Genomic DNA, 16,625 nt, shown 5'->3' with positions numbered 1-16,625 from the left:
CGAGAGAGCGTCCATGCCCGAGTTCGATCCGCGCTTCTTCGAGGCGCATTATGGCGAGGCGCAGCCGGTCGCGCTGATCGGTGCGGGCTGCCGCTTCGCGGGGGCCTCCGACCCCTTCGCCTTCTGGCGCCGCCTGAGCGATGGGGAGACCTTGAGCCGCCCGGTCACGGCCGAGGATCTGACCCGCGCCGGGTTCGACCCCGGCCTCCTGGACCAGCCCGGCTTCGTACCTGTGGCCAGCGTGGTCGAGGAGGCGGAGGCGTTCGACGCCGAGTTCTTCGGCACTTCTCCCGCCGAGGCGGCGAGCATCGACCCGCAGCAGCGCCTGTTCCTCACCTGCGCCTGGGAGGCGCTGGAGATGGCTGGCCTCGCAGGGCAGGCTGCGGGCGCGCGGATCGGCGTGTTCGGCGCGGCGCGGATGAGCACCTATGCGCTGCCCACCCGCGGCGACGTGCTGGATCTCGCGAGTCCCCTGACCTTCCAGCGCCTGATCGGCAACGACAAGGACTATCTGGCGAGCCGCGTCGCCTACAAACTCGGGCTGACCGGCCCGGCGCTCACCGTCCAGACCGCCTGTTCCAGCTCCCTCGTCGCAATCCACGTCGCCTGCGAGCAGTTGCGTAGCGGCGAGTGCGACCTCGCGCTCGCGGGCGGCGCGGCCCTCACCTTCCCGATGGATGCGGGCTACCGCCATCGGCCCGGAATGATCTTCTCGGCGGACGGGCGATGCCGACCCTTCGACGCGCAGGCCGACGGCACCTTCGTCGGCAACGGCGTCGCCGTGGTGCTGCTCAAGCCTCTGCGCCGGGCGCTGGAGGACGGCGATCCGGTCATCGCCGTCCTGCGCGGCTCGGCCGTCAACAACGACGGGTCCGGCAAAGCCGGTTACACCGCGCCCTCGCTCGCCGGCCAGCAGGCGGTGATCGAGGAGGCACTCGCGCTCTCCGGTCTGTCCCCCGACGCGGTCGGCATGGTCGAGACCCACGGCACCGGCACGCCGCTCGGCGACCCGATCGAGATCGAGGCCCTCGCCCGCGCCTTCGGTTCCAGCTCCGGCCGGCAGGAACCCTGCGTCATCGGTGCGCTCAAGGCCAATACCGGTCATCTCGACACGACGGCGGGCGTCGCCGCCCTCCTCAAGGCGGCCTTCGCGGTGCGCGAGGGGCAGATTCCGCCGCTCGTGAACTTCCGAGAGCCGAACCCGGCCCTGCGCCTGGAGGAGACCCCCTTCATCATACCGCAGGCCCTGATGCCCTGGCCGGCGCGGCAGCGCGTTGCCGGCGTCAGCGCCTTCGGCATCGGCGGCACGAACTGCCACGTCGTCGTCGAGCGCCTGCCGCCGGAACTCGAAGGCCCAGCCGAGGCCGTCGAGGCGTCTGGTCCCTTCCTGCTATCGGCCCGCGACGAGGCCGGTCTCAGGGCGCTCGCCGCCCGCCACGCCGAGCGCCTCCTCGACGGCATGCCGGAGGCGGTCCTGCCCGCCTACGTGGCAACGCTGTCGGCCGCCCGCACCCGCCTGCCCCATCGCCTCGCCGTGGCGGCCGACGACCCGGTCGAACTGGGCGCGATCCTGCGGGACGTCGCGGAGGTGGGTGCTCAGGCGCCGGCTCTCGTGGCGAAAGCTGCGTACGGGTGCACCGTATGGGGGATCGGGATCACCGAGGACGCCCTCGACGCCCTCCTCCGGGAGGACAGGCCGCGCCCACGCGACATCGGCAGCCGACTCGCCCTGGCCCCCGTCGCCCTCCTCGCCGGCCGGATGCATCGGAGCACCGCTACCGAGGCGGGCACGGACATTTCGGGCACCGATCAATGGAACACGCTCGCCGCCGCGGCGCGGGCGTCGGCGGCGAACCGCGCCGCAGGTTACGACTGGTCCGGTCTGTCGGAGGAGGAGCGGGGCGTCGCCGCCCTCCACGCGATCTACGTCGCCCGCGCCTTTAGCGAACTCGGCGTCTTCGCCGACCCGGCTGCGCGGCTCGACCGCGACGCGGTCATGCGGGCCGGCGGCATTCCCGAGCGCTTCCGCGATCTCGTAGGGCGGCTGCTGCGCGGCCTCGCGGCGGAGGGATGCCTTACACGGGACGGCGTGGGCTACGGCAATCTGCGCGAACCGGTACCCTCCGATCCCGACGCCCTGCTCGACGGCATGCGTCGGCGCGGTTACCGGCGGCTCGCCGACCTCGTCGCCCGCACCGGCCCGCAACTCGCAGCCATGCTGTCGGGCTCGGGAAACCCCGTCTCGATCGTGTTTCCGGGCGGGGCGAGCGACGACGTGGAGGAGATGTACGAGCGCCAACGCGACTCGCTCTACCTCAACGCCATCGCCGCCGACGCCGTCGCCGCCCTCGTGGCGGAACGGCCCGCGCAGGCGCCGCTGCGCGTCCTTGAGATCGGCGCGGGGACGGGTGGCACCACCAGCGCCCTCCTGCCGGTCCTGCCGCCGGAGCGGACGGCCTACACCTTCACCGATCTCGGCCCGCTCTTCCTGCGGCGGGCCGAGCGGAAATTCGCCGCCTACCCCTTCCTGCGCTTCGCGCCGTTCGATCTCGAGGACGATCCCGCGGCGCAAGGTTTTTCCGCAGCCTCGTTCGATCTGATCGTCGCCGCCAACGTGATCCACAACGCCCGCGACCTGAAGGCGGCGCTCGCGCGCCAGCGCGCCCTGCTGGCGCCGGGGGGCGTGCTGCTGCTTCGCGAGATCACGCGCCCGAAACCCCTGTTCGACTTCGTGTTCGGCCCGCTCGTGCCCGAACTCGCCGACAGCGAGTTCCGCGACGGCGAGCTGTTTCCCTCGTTGACGCGCTGGGGCGAAGCCCTGTCGGCGGCCGGCTTCGCCCACTGGAGCGCGGCGGTCGGTGAGGATCTCGCCCCTTTTGCTCTCGGCGAGCAGATCCTAATCGCCCGCGCGCCCGAGGCGCGGAGACAGGCTCTTACCCCCGCAGCGGCCGAGCCGCCCGCGCAGGATGCGGCCAGCCTCCTCGCTGCTCTGGTCGAGGGTAAGGGCGACGGTCACTGGACGCTCGCCGATCTCACGTTCTTCCCGCGCTCCAGCCGGGCCGCAACGATCCGCGGCGAGGCGGAAGGGCGCCTGTTCCTGCGCGACGGCGCCTCCGGTGCTCTGCTCGCCCAGGCACGGCACGCGATCCGGCCCGCGCCGGTCCGATCCTCCTCGACCGACGGCTCCTTTACGCGGACCGAGGGCGGCCTGCGCGTCACCCTGGCCAGGGCACTGTCCGCCTTCGACCTCGAGGGACCGCTCACCATCGACGCCCTGTCGGCCGCCGGGTCCCTCGGCGCCGGCCTGGTCGGCTATGCCGGGACCCGGCGCACGGACGGGCGGATCGACCTGATCCTGGCGGACGAGGCTGACCGGCCGGTCCTTCATCTCGTCGGGGCGGCGCGTTGGGACCCCGCGGCGGCGAGCCTGCACGGCTGGACCTGGGCAGGGTTGGAGGCCTCCCCTCCCCTGGCCCCGAGCCGGGTGCTGACCTTCGACGGCGCTCCGTCCCCGACCGCGAGGAGGCTCGGCCTCGGACCGGACGACGCGGCGACGGCACCCGTGCCGCCGGCGGACGACCGCGTCCTACTCGATCTGAGTGGCCGACCGACGAAGTTCGGAGCAGCGGATTACGCACGCCTCATCGGGACTCTCGACAGGCTGGGAGCGGAGGGAGCGGCCATCGACATCCTGACGACGGGAGCGCTCGCGGCCCTGCCCGCGGAGCCCATCTCCCGGCCGGATCTCGCCGGTCTTGTCGGCCTTCTCCGCGTGCTGCGGCGGGAGCGGCCGGCGCTGCGGTTGCGCCTCGTCGATTCCGATGCGCCGCTCGCCGCGCTGCCCGCGGAGCGGGCCGGCGAGGATCTACTGGCGCATCGGGCCGGATCCTATCTCGCTCCCCGACTCGTTCCTGTCCATTGCGCCCAAATCCATGGCGTCCAAGCGCTCTCCGCAGAGCCTGAGGCCACTTCGGCGCAAGGGAGCGCACCGCAAGCGAGTGCATCACGACAGGGAACGAGAGCCCGATCGTCCTTCGACGGGGACGCCCTGCACATCCTCACCGGGGGCCTCTCCCCCCTGGCGCTGACCCTGGCCGAGGATCTCGCGGAGCGGGGCGCGCGCCGGCTCTGGCTGCTGTCGCGGCGACCTGCCGATCCGGCTGAGCGCCACCGCCTCGACCTGATGCGCGGGGGCGGAGCCGAGGTCCGGCTCCTCGATGCGATCGATGTGGGTGAAGCCCACGCCCTCGACGATGCCCTGGAAGCCGCCTGTGCCGCTCCGGGCCGGATCGGTCGCATCTATCATCTCGCCGGCATCCTCGATGACGGTCCCCTCGCGGATTTCGACGCGGCCCGTCTGGACCGGGTGCTCGCGGCCAAGGTCGAGGGCGCGCGGACTTTGATTGCGGCCCTACCCCGCCTGAGGCCGGAGGCGTTGGTTCTGTTCTCCTCGGCCGCGACCCTGTTCGGACCGCCGGGCCAGGGTGCGCACGCCCTCGCCAACGCGATCCTGGAAGGCCTCGCCACGCAGGCCGCCGCCGAGGGCTGGGCGGTCAAGGCGCTCGCCTGGGGCTTTTGGGACGAAGGCCGGACGTCCCGAGCCGAACTCGGCATCCGCCTCGCCGAGCAGGGAATGCGAGGCCTCGCCCCGGCGGAGGGCATCGCTCTGCTCGAAGCCGCTCTTGCCCAGCCCGAGCCTGTGCTCGCGCCCATGTGCGTCGATTGGGAGCGCCTTCAACTGGTCGGGGCGCTGCCCAACGCCTTCTCCGCATTCCGGGCGCGCGGGACCGAGGCGGCGCAGGCGGCGGCTTCCGGGAGGGCGGATCCGGCCGCCTCGCCCTCCGTCGAGGCGCATCTGCGTCGAACGCTCGGGGCCCTGCTCAAGGTCGATCCGGCTGGGCTCGACGGCGACGCCAACCTCGTGGCGCTCGGCCTCGACTCGCTGATGTTTCTTGAATTCAGCCAAGGCTTGAAGCGCGACCTCGGCATCGAGGTCTCGGCAGAGACGGCCCTGCGCTACGACACCTTGAACGCCCTCGCCGCCCATCTCGGAGACCGGGGCGCGGCGGGAGGGGGCCGGGTCGCCGCGACGCTGCGCCGGGAACTCGCCGCTCTGCTGCGTCGGCCCGAGGCGGAGATCGACCCGGTGAGCAACCTCGTCCAGCTCGGAATGGACTCGTTGATCTTTCTGGAGCTCACCGAGCGCATCGACCGCGCCCTCGGCGTGCGGATCTCAGCCGAGACCGCCCTGCAGCACGACACACTCGGGCGGCTTGCGGAAGCGATCGAGGCGCAGCTCGGCGAGTCCGCCGAGCAATCCGGGCCGGCTGATCCCTTGCGCCGGGCGCTCGCCGCGTTGGGAGGCGAGCGGCCGGGCCTGCTCCTCGACAACGGCGACCTCCGGCCCGATCCGTCCACGATGCAGTTCGCCCTTTCGCCGCTGCAGCGAGACGGCTTCCAGCGGCGGGCGCGGGGGCGCCTCGGCGGCATCGCCCGGCATCTCTACGTGGAGTACGATAAGCCCGCCGCCTTCGACCTTGCCGGGTTCGAACGGGCCTGGAACCGCGTCGTCGCCCGCCACCCGGCCCTGCGCACGGAGATCGACCCGGACGGAACCTGCCGCATCCTGCCCGCCGTGCCGCCCTACCGGATCGAGTGCGAGGACGTCCGCGCCCTCGATCCGGCTGCCCGTGACCGGCGCCTCGCCGCGTTGCGCGAGCGCATGAGCCACCAGCGCCTCAACCTCGCGATGTGGCCGCATTTCGAGTTGCGCGCCACGCGAATCGATGCGGAGACGATCCGGCTGCATCTCGACATCGACACCACGATGGTCGACATCGAGAGCTTCCAGGTGATCCTGCGCGAGATCGACGTCGAACTACGTCAGTCGGGGCGTGCTCTGCCGCCGCTCGGCTTCTCCCCGGCCGACTACCGGCGCGGAGCGACGCTTGTGGCCGATCACGCCCCCGCCGTCCCGTCCGTCGCCCTACCGCCCCCGGACCTGCCCCTCGAAGGCAGGCCGGATGCGCTCGATGCGTTGCGCTTCGCGATCCGCCGGGAGGCGCTGCCGCGGGGGAGATGGCTGCGCATCCGTGAGACCGGCGCGGCACGGGGGCTCACCCCCAGTGCCGTCCTGCTCTCCGCCTTCGGCGCCGCGCTCGCGCCCTGGCTCGGCTCGCAGACCCGGTTCGCCCTGGGGCTCGCCTACTTCGACCGCAAGCCGCTCCACGCCGAGGTGATGAACCTCGTCGTCGATGCGAGCGCGATCATGCCCGTCACCCTCGACATCGGTGCCGCGGTGAGCTTCTTCGGACTGGCGGACACGGTTCAAGCGCAGATCGACGGACGGCTGGCGCTCGGAAGCTTCGACACGCCGCCGCTCAACCTGCCGGTGGTGTTCACGAGCCTGCTCGGCCTGCGCCGGACCTACGCCCTGCCAGAGAGCGCCGACCCGACCCTGGGCATGCCGAGCTACGAGTACGCGGCTCAGCCCGGCTGCGTGCTGCACGCCCAGGCGCTGGAGGAGCAGCGGGAACTCCTATTCAACCTCGACTGGGTCGAGGGCCTACTGCCCGACCTCGCCGGCGAGGCCCTGACCATCGGCTTCGGCGCCGTGCTCGACCGGCTCGCCGGCCCGGCGGAGGCGTGGCAGGTGCCGCTCGCCCGGTTGAGCCCGGCCGATCCCGACATCGACGGGTTCCGGGCGCAGGCCCGCGAGACTCTCGTGCCCGCCTGGACCGGAGCCGGCCTGTGAGCGCCGCCGATCAACCTTTGCGCGTGCTCGTCTGCGGCACCCGCTTCGGCGAGCATTACCTGGCAGCCCTGCGGGACGGCACGGGCGGGTTCCGGCTCGTCGGCATCCTCGCCCGGGGCAGCCGGCGCTCGCGGGCGCTCGCCGCGCATCTCGGTGTGCCGCTCTACGCCAGCCCGGAAGCCGTGCCCGAGGGGGCGGCCGATCTCGCCTGCGTCGTGGTGCGCACGACGCTTTTCGGCGGAGAGGGCTCGCGCCTCGCCGAGGCGCTGCTCGGCCGCGGCCTGCACGTGCTCCAGGAGCATCCGGTCCACCCGACCGAGATCGCTCGCCTCACCGCCGCCGCCCGTGGGCGGGGCCTGCACTATCACGTCAACGCCTTCTACCCGCACGTGCCCGCGGGCCGAACCTTCATCGACTACGCGGGCCAAGCGCGGGCGGCGCGGGCGCCGAGCTTCGCCGAACTCACCACGAGCCCGCAATTGCTCTGGTCCAGCCTCGACCTGCTCGGCCGAGCGCTCGGCGGGCTCGCCGGTTTCCGATGCGCGAGCTCAGCGCCGCCGGCACCGGGGGAACTCCTGTTCACCCCTCTGCAGGGGACGGTCGGGGCGCTGCCCTTCAGCCTGCTCATCCAGAACTTCCTCGATCCGGCCGATCCCGACCACCATTCCCTGGTCATGCACCGCTTGGCGCTCGGCTGGCCGGAGGGCGTGGTGAACCTCGTCAACAGCTTCGGACCGGTGGTTTGGACGCACGCACTCTACGCACCGGACTACGAAGCGGACGGGACGGAAGCCTCCTACCTGCTGGCCCGGACGCGGCACGCGAACAACCGCCACTTCACGCTGCCGTCCGCCCACGTGCTGGGCCCTGCGCAGGGCGGTTCCGTCGCCGAAGTGGTCGAGACCACGTTTCCCGACGCGATCCGTCGCGCCCTCGGGGAAATGCGCGCTGGCATCGCCGACTCCGCCGCCGCACCGTTCCAGCGGCCGGATTACCTCCTGGATCTGGGGCAGGCTTGGCTCGCCGTGATGCGGGCCGCCGGGCCAGTCAGGCACCGCGCTCTCTCCCCACCGCCGCCGCCGTATCCCGATCCGCGCGCCTACGCTGCCATGCTCCGCGACGAGGCCGCCCGTGCCTGAGCCCGATCCCACCTCCGGCAACCGCGACGTCTACACCCGCCTCGACCGCGCGCTCGCGACGGCAGGGCTCGGCGAGGACGCCCATTTCCTCAATTGGGGCTACCGCCCGGTGTCCGGCGAGCCGGACGCGGCCGTGCTGCCGGTCGGTGCCGGGTCCAACGCCGACGGGGAGCGCCTCGTCGCCGAACTCCTCGGGCCGACGCCACTCGACCGCCGGCGGGTGCTCGATGTCGGCTGCGGTCGTGGCGGTGCGCTCGCCTTCCTGGCGGCGCGCGCGCGGCCGCTCACGATGGTCGGCATCGATCTCAGCCCGGACAACGTCGCGCGGGCGCGGCGCGCGCTCGCGCCCTTCGGCGCACGGCTGCAGGTCGCCGACGCCTGCGCCCTGCCGCAGGCCGATGCGAGCCAGGACGTCGTGCTCAACCTCGAATCCTCTGGCGCCTACGCGGATCTCCCTGCCTTTCTGCGCCACGTCGCCCGCGTGCTGCGGTCCGGCGGGATCTTCGTCTACGGCGATCTCTGGCCTGCGGAGGACGAGGCACCGCTGCGCCGAACTCTGGACGCGCTCGGCTTCGAGGAAATCGCCGTTCGCGACGTCACGCGTCAGGTCCTGGCCGCCCGCGCGGCCGCGCCGGCGGGCGTGATGGAGCGCTTGTCCCGTGCCGACCCCGAATTGGTCGAGGCGATCAGCGGCTACTTCGCCCTGCCGGGCTCGCCCTTGTGGGAGCAGATGGCGTCGGGCCACATCCGCTACGGCCTGCTGCGGCTGCGCCGCCGTGAGGGACCTATCGGGTGTCCGGATGCCGGCGATGCCGACCACCTGCGCGACAGGCCACGACGCATGTCCGGCCTGCTGGCGGGAGTCGGCGCGGCCGGGCATGTGTCGCGCACTTGGTTCCCCTTTGGAGCGCCAAGCGTGGACGCTGCGATCAACGTCCTCGCCTTTCCCTTCGCCGCCGCCGGCGCCTCGGTGTTCCGAGGCTGGGAGGCGCATCTGCCAGCGGGCTTCCGCTTCTGCCCGGTCCAGTTGCCCGGCCGGGAACACAGGGTCGGCGAGCCCGCCTTCCGGAGCGTGGAGGCGGCGGTGGAGGCCCTCCTGCCCCTCCTCGAACCCGTCCGGCATAGGCCCCTCGCCCTCCTCGGTTGGAGCCTGGGCTGCAAACTCGCCTTCGCGCTGGCCCGGCGCCTGGAGGAAACGGGAACGGTGCCGCGCCTGCTCATGCTCGGTGCCTGCCCTTCGCCGGACCGGCCGATCTCGGGCGCAAGCCTGCCTCGCCCGGGGGAGAGCTGGGCGGAGCCTCTGCGCCGCCTCGGCGGCACCGACGAGGTGATCCTCGGCCATGATGGGATGCTCGGCACTCTGCGCGACTGTCTCGAAGGCGACTTCGCCATGGCGACGGACTATCGCAGTGAGGCCGTGATCGCGGCACCGATCCTTGCGGTCGCCGCCGAAGCCGATTCCCTCGTGCCGGTCGAGGCAGTGGCCGCCTGGAAGGCCCGCACCGGTGCAGGCTTCACGCTCCACACCCTGCCCGGCGGCCATTTCGCGCTCCGCGATAGCGGGCCGGCCCTCGCCCGGCTCCTAGCTGACCGGCTCGCGGCGCCAACGGGCGAGCCGGAGATGCCAGCGGAGGATCCGCGTCCCTGGCTGCCCTTCACCCCGGCACCGCCGCGGGGCAGGCCGCAGATCGTCTGTTTCCACCATGCCGGGGGCAGCGCCGGCTTCTTCCGCCCCTGGCTCGACCTGCCGGCGCTGGCGGAGATCGCGATCTGCCCCATCGAATTGCCGGGGCGTGGCAGCCGATTCGGCGAGGCGCCGCGGGCGGATCTCGCGGATCTCGCCCGCAGCCTGTCGGCGATCCTGGCCGGGCATCTCGACTGGAGCCGGCCCGTCCTGCTGTTCGGGCACAGCCTCGGCGCCCTGATCGCCTACGAGACCGCGCTGCGGCTGGAGGGACGCGGCCTGATCCCCCGCCAGTTCGTGGCCTCAGCGCGGCGGGCGCCGGACGTTCCCACGCCTCAACCGTGGCGCCACGTCCGGGAGGACGGGGCGCTCCTGGCCGAACTTTCCCGGATCGGCGGCACCGACGCGGCGATCCTGCAGCACCGGGAGTTGATGGCGCTGATGTTGCCGGCGATCCGGGCGGATTTCGCCCTGACCGATCCGTATCACCGCCCGCGCCCGGCACGCCTCGAGTGCCCGATCCTGGCCATCCGCGGCCGGGCTGATGCCGAGATCGGCGAGGCCGACATGGCCGGCTGGGCCGCCGCGACGCGCTCTGGCTGCACGCGCTGGGAGCCGGAGGGCGATCACTTCTATCTTGCCGATCCGGCGACCCGAAGCGCCCTGGCCGAGCGGCTCGCCCACCTTGTCCGGGCCGCCCCCTGATGCGGAGCGGCTCATCCGGCGGAGCCGCGCGGACGGACGCTTCGGGCTGCAATCCTGCCCGCCCGGCCGTGGAGCTGCCCTCGCACCTGTGGGACGTCGGCCCGCCGCCGGCCGCTGCTGCCCCGGAGGAGCGCCGCCGCGGCAAGGAGCGCCCCGTGCTCCCGCTCCTATTGACTCTCGCTCTGGCGGGAGCTGGCGCCTACGGCTGGTACTGGTGGACGACCGGCCGCTTCATCGAGACGACGGACAACGCCTATCTGCAATCCGACAAGGTGGTGGTCTCCCCGCGCATCGCCGGCATGGTCGCGGAGGTCCTGGTCGGCGACAACCAGCCGGTCGCGGCCGGTCAGGTGCTCGCCCGGCTCGACGACCGTGAGCGCCGCATCCTCCTGACCCAGGCGCAAGCCGAGGTCGAGCGCGACAAGGCCCAGCTTCAGGGCGTGGCAGCGGCCTTGATCCAGCAGAAGGCGCGGATCGAGGGGGCGGAGGCCGATGTCGCCAACACGAATGCGGCCCTGACCTTCTCGAAGCAGGAGAATGAGCGCTACCGCGACCTCCTGCGTACGGGCGCCGGCACCGTCCAGCGGCAGCAGCAGGCTGAGGCGGACCTGCATCAACGGCAGGCGGCCGCCGACCGCGCCGCGGCCTCGCTCGACGCCGCCCGTAAGCAGGTCGAGAGTCTACGCGCCCTCGAAGGCGCTGCCCGAGCTTCCTTGGAGGCCGCCGGAGCGAAGGCCGAGCAGGCCCAGCTGAATCTCGACTTCACTACGATCACAGCCCCGATCAGGGGTGTCGTCGGCGACCGCTCCGTGCGGCTCGGCCAGTTCGTCGCCGCCGGCACCAACCTTCTGACGCTGGTGCCGATGGGACGGGACCTCTACCTCGTGGCGAATTTCAAGGAGACGCAGGTCGGCGCCATGGCGGCGGGCCAAGCGGTCACCCTCACCGTGGACGCGCTGCCCGGACACGTGGTCCGGGGCAGGATCGTAAGCTTCGCCCCCGGCACCGGCGCCCAGTTCGCCCTGCTGCCGCCGGAGAACGCCACCGGCAACTTCACCAAGATCGTCCAGCGCGTGCCGGTGCGTATCGCCATCGACCCCGACGATCCCCTGCTCGGCCGCCTGCGGCCGGGCCTGTCTGTCGAGGCGAGCGTGTATCTGCGCCCGCCCAAGGCGCCTCGATGAGCGCAGGATCGAGTGCGGAGACCTGCGCGAGCGCGCGGGATTGGCTCGCGGTCGCCGCAGCGATCCTCGGCGCCTTCATGGCGATCCTCGACATCCTCGTCACCAACGCGGCTCTGGCCAACATCCAGGGGGCGCTCGGCGCCTCCGCCGAGGAAGGAAGCTGGATCTCCACCGCCTACCTGATGGCCGAGATCATCGTGATCCCGCTCACCGGATGGCTGTCCGCGGTGATCGGCCTGCGCCGCTTTCTGACGGCGAGCACCGTGCTGTTCATCGGCTTCTCCGTGGCCTGCGCGCTCTCGACAAACCTGACGCAGATGATCGTGGCCCGGGCCGGGCAGGGCCTGACCGGCGGTGTCCTGATTCCCACTGCCCTGGTGATCGTGCGCACCCGCCTGCCCGAGCGCCAACAGCCGGTCGGTATCGCCTTGTTTGGGCTCACGGCGACCTTCGCGCCCGCCATCGGCCCTACCATCGGTGGCTGGCTCACTGACAACCTGACCTGGCACTACATCTTCTACCTGAACCTGCTGATCGGCCCCCTGGCCGTCGCGCTTCAGCTCGCCGCCCTCGAGTCGGAAGCGCCCCGCTGGGGGGAACTGGCGCGCGGCGACTGGCCCGGCGTCGGCCTGATGATGCTCGGCCTTCCGGCCCTGACCTTCGTTCTGGAGGAGGGGCAGCGCAAGGGCTGGTTCGGGTCGGATACGATTCGGAACGCCGCCATCCTCGCGGGCCTCGGCATCGCCGGCTTCATCGCCCGGGAGCTGACCGCGGAACGGCCCTTCATCAACCTGCGCGTCCTGGCGGACCGCTCCGTCGGCGGATCCTGCGCCCTCATGAGCGTGCTCGGTGCGGTCTCCTACGGCTCAATTTATCTGATCCCGGTCTATTGCGCGCAGATCCAGGGCTACAATGCCGAGCAGATCGGTCAGGTGGTGATGTGGTCGGGCCTGCCGCAGCTCCTCGTCTTCCCACTGATGCCGCTGCTGACACGGCGGGTCGATGCGCGGATCCTGATCGCCGTCGGCACCGGTTTCTTCATCGCCAGCTGCTGGATCAATGCCGGGCTCAGCCACGATGTCGGCCGCGACCAACTGATCCTGCCCCAGGTACTCCGGGCGATCGGGCAGCCACTCTTCGTCGTGCCGCTGTCCCAGCTCGCCACCACCGGACTCTCGGTCCGGGACACCGCGGATGCCTCGGCCCTGATGAATATGACGCGCAATCTCGGTGGCTCCGTCGGCATCGCCGTGCTCTCGACGATGATCCAGCGGCGCGAGCACATGCATTTCTCGGCGGTCGCGGAGGCGATCACGGGCAACGCCCTGCGCACGCAGCAGCATCTCGCCACCCTCGCCGCCGGTTTTGCCAGCCGGTTCGCCGGCACGGAGCTGGCCCGTGACCGCGCGGTGGCCGTGCTCGCCGCGCAGGTGCGCCGGGAGGCCTCCGTGATGGCCTATGCCGACGGTTTCTGGCTGGTCGGTGTCGGCCTCACCGTCAGCCTCGCCCTCGTCCTGCTGCTCAGGCCATCATCCGGGTCCGCAGCATCGGAGGCGCACTGACGGCCCTGGCCGTCACAGCGGCCGCACCGTCTCGGCCGGAGCGGCGGCCGTCCGGTGCGCTGCGTCGAGCCCACGCCATCCGAGATAGCCGGTATAGAGCCCGACAAGTAGGATCAGGCCAGCGGAGGCGTAGGGCGCCCGCGCCGCGAGGATCGAGAGAAAGGGCCAGCGCCCAACTGCGTGGCGCAGGCCGAGCGCGGCTACAACGCCGGCGAAGACCAGGGTCGCGGCGAGCCCGATCCCGAAGCAGAGCACCAGGGCGAAGCCGAGGCTCAGCTGCTTCAGCTGCATGCAGAGCAGCAGCACGGTGATCGCCGCCGGGCAGGGGATCAGCCCGCCCGTCAGGCCGAACAGCACGATCCGACCGGTCGTCACGCTGCGCCCGGCGAACCTGCGCCGGATGTCTGCCGCGTGGGCGCGGGCATGGGCGTCGTCCGCCGCGCCGAGATCGAGAGCGTCGTGGCCACCATGGGCGTGGTCGTGCTCCGCGAAGGCGAACTCGTACGCCTCCGCCTCGGCCCCCGAGCTGATGGTGAGCCGGGCCGTGAAGGCGTGCGGCTCGGGAATGAGGTCGCGGCTCTCGAGATATCCGACGCGCGTCTCGAACGTGAAATCCTGCTGAGCGCCCCCGGGCCGGATCGTGGTCAGGCGTAGATTCTGCGAGGCCGGCAGGGGGCCGTCCTCGGCACGGATGTGCCAGCGGGGCGGTACGCCCTCTTCGAAGATGGAGACGCTCAAGGTGCCCCGGGGCGTGGCGACGGACCGGGCCTCTTCATGATCGTGGTGGTGATGATCGAGCCGGTTCCGCCGGATCTGCCAGACCATCCAGCCGCCGATCGCCAGGATGATCGCCGCGGAGATCAGCTGGAACTGCGCCTCGACCGCCTCGCTCGCCCAGGCCTGCCCGAAACGCTGGCCGACCACCGCTACCGCCCAAACGACTGCCGTGTGCGAGAGCGCGGCGCAGAGCCCGAGGAGCACCGCCTGCCGCACCGTGCCGCGGACGGCGACGATGAAGGCCGCCATCAGCGTCTTGGAATGACCCGGTTCGAGGCCGTGCAAGGCCCCGAGCAGGATCGCGGTCGGGACGAACAGCCAGACATGTCCCGTGCCCTGCTGAAGAAGTTCCGGGAGGCTGGGCACGGGAGGCTCCTCTCATTTGAGGTAGGTGCGAACCAGTTCGATCAGCTCCGTTGCGCCGCGGGCGCGCCCGGCATCGGCTTCCGTCGCGGGATCCACGACGTGATGGCGGATGTGATCTTCCATCAGCTCGGCGGTCAGTCCGTTGATGGCTCCGCGCATGGAGGCCACCAGCATCAGCACGTCGGTGCATCCGCGCTCGGCCTCCAGTGCACGCTCCACGGCCTCCGCCTGGCCCTTGAGGCGGCGTATCCGGCCGAGAAGCTTCGCTTTGTCCTTGATCGTGTGCGTCATGGATCAATCGATCTGATAATATAGGGGGGGACCCTATACAAGTCCCAAAACTACTGCTCCGAGCCGTCGCCTCCCACCTCCTCACAGGGCGGAGAGCGTGCCGTACATTCGGAACGTCCGTCGACCGTAGCCCGGAAGGCACGCAGGCCAAGCGGTGGCGCGCATCGCCGCGGTGACGAGCACGCGCAGCAGGAACGGATCTGGAGATCGGCCCGCCCGCGAGGCGGTATCCGCGGCGGCGCGGCCGGACGCTGTGTCGCGCGTGCCGCAGACTGCGGACACGCCTACTCGGCTCAGTCAAGTCGAGCGAAGCGGGAAGGACTCACGCCCTTGTTCTCGCGAAACACCTTGCTGAAATGGCTGAGGTTTCCGAAGCCCACCGAGACCGCGGCGTCGGCGACGCTGACGCCCTGTCTCAGCATCTGCGCCGCGGCGTCCAGGCGCAGCGCGGTAAGGTAGGCATGGACCGGCTGCCCGACGAGATCGCGAAAACCGTATTTGAGCTGCTTCTCGTTGACGCCGACCTCCCGCGCCAGCCGCTCGATCGTCCAGTTGCTGCGGAAGTCGCGCTCGAGGATGTCTCGGGCCCGCAGCAGACGTTCCCGCTCCTGCGGCCGGGGGGGGCGCCGCCCCTTCGCGATGCCGTCGAGCGCGTCGATGGCCGCGCCCAAGGCCTCGACCGCCTTCCCGTGCAGGTAGAGGCGGCGGCCCAGCGCGTCGGAAGGCGGCGTCTTGGCGATGTCGTTGGCAATCTGCAGCAGGTTGGCGGGCGCTGGAAAGCCTGCGAGGAAGATCGCATCGCCCTCTCTGCCCGCCGCATCGGCACAGCGCTCGGCCAAGCTCGACAGGCGCGCGTCGCCCGTCCGCATCAGGAAGCTTTCCTCGAAGCGTAGATCGACCACCCGGAAGCGCCGGCCGCCGCGGAACAGATCCTCACCCGAGGCGGAGCCGCTGCAGGCGAACAGCACGGCGGTTCCGGCCTCCGCCTCGACCGGCGGCAGGCCCCTGGCGGAGAGGCGGCCGCTGCCCTCCAGCACGACGCTCAAGGAGAAGGTCGTCGATCCGGAGAGATCGACCAAGAGGTCGCGGTCGAGGAACGCGTCGACGACTACGACCGCGATATCGGTGGCGATCGACTCGATCCGCGCGCTGTCCGACCATCCGAGCCGGGCCAGCGCCTCCGCCACGGCTTCCTGCCAGGGGGCGACCGGTGCCGTCCGCGCGGATCCGCCGATGTGTGGATTCGACAACACGCCCGGCTCTTCCCGCGTAAAGACTCGACTTAGTGCCGATGGCGTTAATGCCAGCCCCAAAAGTGTTAGACAAGGTCGATTGAAAAGACAATGACGCTTTATCTAGTTGTTGGGGTCGGTCAGTAGTTTAGAAATGCTCTTAGCAAGAAGATCATTCTGCGGATCTGCGGCGGTTGCAGCGATTCTCGTCGCGCTTCCTGCCCTTGCTCAGCCTGCGGCCGAATCGGTGCAGCTGGAAGAGCTCGTCGTGACCTCGAACAAGCGCGAGCAGCGCCTCGACAAGGTCGATGCTGCCGTCTCCGCCGTGACGCCCGCGAGACTTGTCGACAACGACGTGCGCGACGTCGGCGATCTGCAGAAGGTTCTGCCCGGCGTCGTGATCGAGAGCCGGGGCAACCGGGCCTACGCCAACTTCACGATTCGCGGCATCTCCTCGCCGGACTTCTACAACCCGGCGGTGCAGGTCTATGTCGACGGCGTGCCGCAGGCCTCGGCCAACCTCGCGCAGGACCTGTTCGACGTGAGCCGGGTCGAACTGCTGCGGGGTCCGCAGGGCACCCTCTACGGGATGAACGCCTTCGCCGGCGTCCTGAACATCATGACCGAGAAGCCGCGCTTCAACCGCGTCGACGTGTTCGCCACGGCCGCCGACCGGTTATTCGAGATCGGCACCGCGACCACGACCGTGCTCGTCCCTGAGACCCTGTTCCTCGATCTCGGCTTCAAGGAGCGTTACTTCACCGGCCAGATCCGCGATATCGACCGCAACCGCGACGACATCGACTGGTCGAACGGGTTCGGTGGCCGGGCCGCCCTGCGCTATGCCCCGGCGGGCGGCGACTTCGATGCCAACCTCTTCGCCGCCCACGACTCGCTGCGCTCGCGCGAGGAGACCTACATCCTCGATTCG

The 16,625-nt window shown here is 71.1% G+C and carries 9 protein-coding genes; 6 read left to right on the top strand and 3 right to left on the bottom strand.

Features of this window, described 5'->3' with window-relative positions; translation table 11 throughout:
- Positions 1-13: 13 nt before the first annotated feature.
- From FHU13_RS26025 to FHU13_RS26005, 5 genes are all read left to right on the top strand, one after another.
- Positions 14-6,754: a beta-ketoacyl synthase N-terminal-like domain-containing protein gene (locus tag FHU13_RS26025; RefSeq protein WP_183438728.1), complete on the top strand. Its 6,741-nt coding sequence runs from the start codon at positions 14-16 to the stop codon at positions 6,752-6,754.
- On the top strand, positions 6,751-7,893 hold the full coding sequence (locus tag FHU13_RS26020; RefSeq protein WP_183438727.1) for a Gfo/Idh/MocA family oxidoreductase: 1,143 nt from the start codon (positions 6,751-6,753) through the stop codon (positions 7,891-7,893). The genes FHU13_RS26025 and FHU13_RS26020 overlap by 4 nt, the downstream gene beginning before the upstream one ends.
- Positions 7,886-10,282: a thioesterase domain-containing protein gene (locus FHU13_RS26015; RefSeq protein ID WP_183438726.1), complete on the top strand. Its 2,397-nt coding sequence runs from the start codon at positions 7,886-7,888 to the stop codon at positions 10,280-10,282. The genes FHU13_RS26020 and FHU13_RS26015 overlap by 8 nt, the downstream gene beginning before the upstream one ends.
- 155 nt (positions 10,283-10,437) lie before the next feature.
- Positions 10,438-11,466 (top strand): HlyD family secretion protein, encoded by a 1,029-nt coding sequence (locus tag FHU13_RS26010; RefSeq protein ID WP_312889652.1) that lies wholly within the window; start codon positions 10,438-10,440, stop codon positions 11,464-11,466.
- Positions 11,463-13,028, top strand: coding sequence for an MDR family MFS transporter (locus tag FHU13_RS26005; RefSeq protein ID WP_183438724.1), 1,566 nt, complete (start codon positions 11,463-11,465; stop codon positions 13,026-13,028). Before FHU13_RS26010 ends, FHU13_RS26005 begins: the two co-directional genes overlap by 4 nt.
- Before the next feature lie 12 nt (positions 13,029-13,040).
- Here the strand turns inward: FHU13_RS26005 and FHU13_RS26000 are convergent, their stop codons facing one another.
- The 3 genes from FHU13_RS26000 to FHU13_RS25990 all read right to left on the bottom strand — a co-directional run bounded on the left by FHU13_RS26000 (position 13,041) and on the right by FHU13_RS25990 (position 15,712).
- Entirely contained in the window at positions 13,041-14,171 is a 1,131-nt protein-coding gene (locus FHU13_RS26000; protein ID WP_183438723.1) for a sulfite exporter TauE/SafE family protein, read from the bottom strand.
- A 12-nt stretch (positions 14,172-14,183) separates the two neighbouring features.
- Positions 14,184-14,462: a metal/formaldehyde-sensitive transcriptional repressor gene (locus FHU13_RS25995; protein WP_183438722.1), complete on the bottom strand. Its 279-nt coding sequence runs from the start codon at positions 14,460-14,462 to the stop codon at positions 14,184-14,186.
- A gap of 293 nt (positions 14,463-14,755) precedes the next feature.
- Entirely contained in the window at positions 14,756-15,712 is a 957-nt protein-coding gene (locus FHU13_RS25990) for a helix-turn-helix transcriptional regulator (RefSeq protein WP_246714888.1), read from the bottom strand.
- Positions 15,713-15,962: 250 nt separating this feature from the next.
- Here FHU13_RS25990 and FHU13_RS25985 point away from each other — a divergent pair.
- Positions 15,963-16,625 (top strand): TonB-dependent receptor plug domain-containing protein (locus FHU13_RS25985; protein ID WP_183438720.1); only part of this gene is annotated, 663 nt, incomplete at its 3' end.

Origin of the sequence: Methylobacterium sp. R2-1 (genome assembly GCF_014191355.1) — a bacterium.
GTDB lineage: Bacteria > Pseudomonadota > Alphaproteobacteria > Rhizobiales > Beijerinckiaceae > Methylobacterium.
Note: the sequence above shows the minus strand (reverse complement) of the source record. Positions and strands in the feature narration are given on the sequence as shown.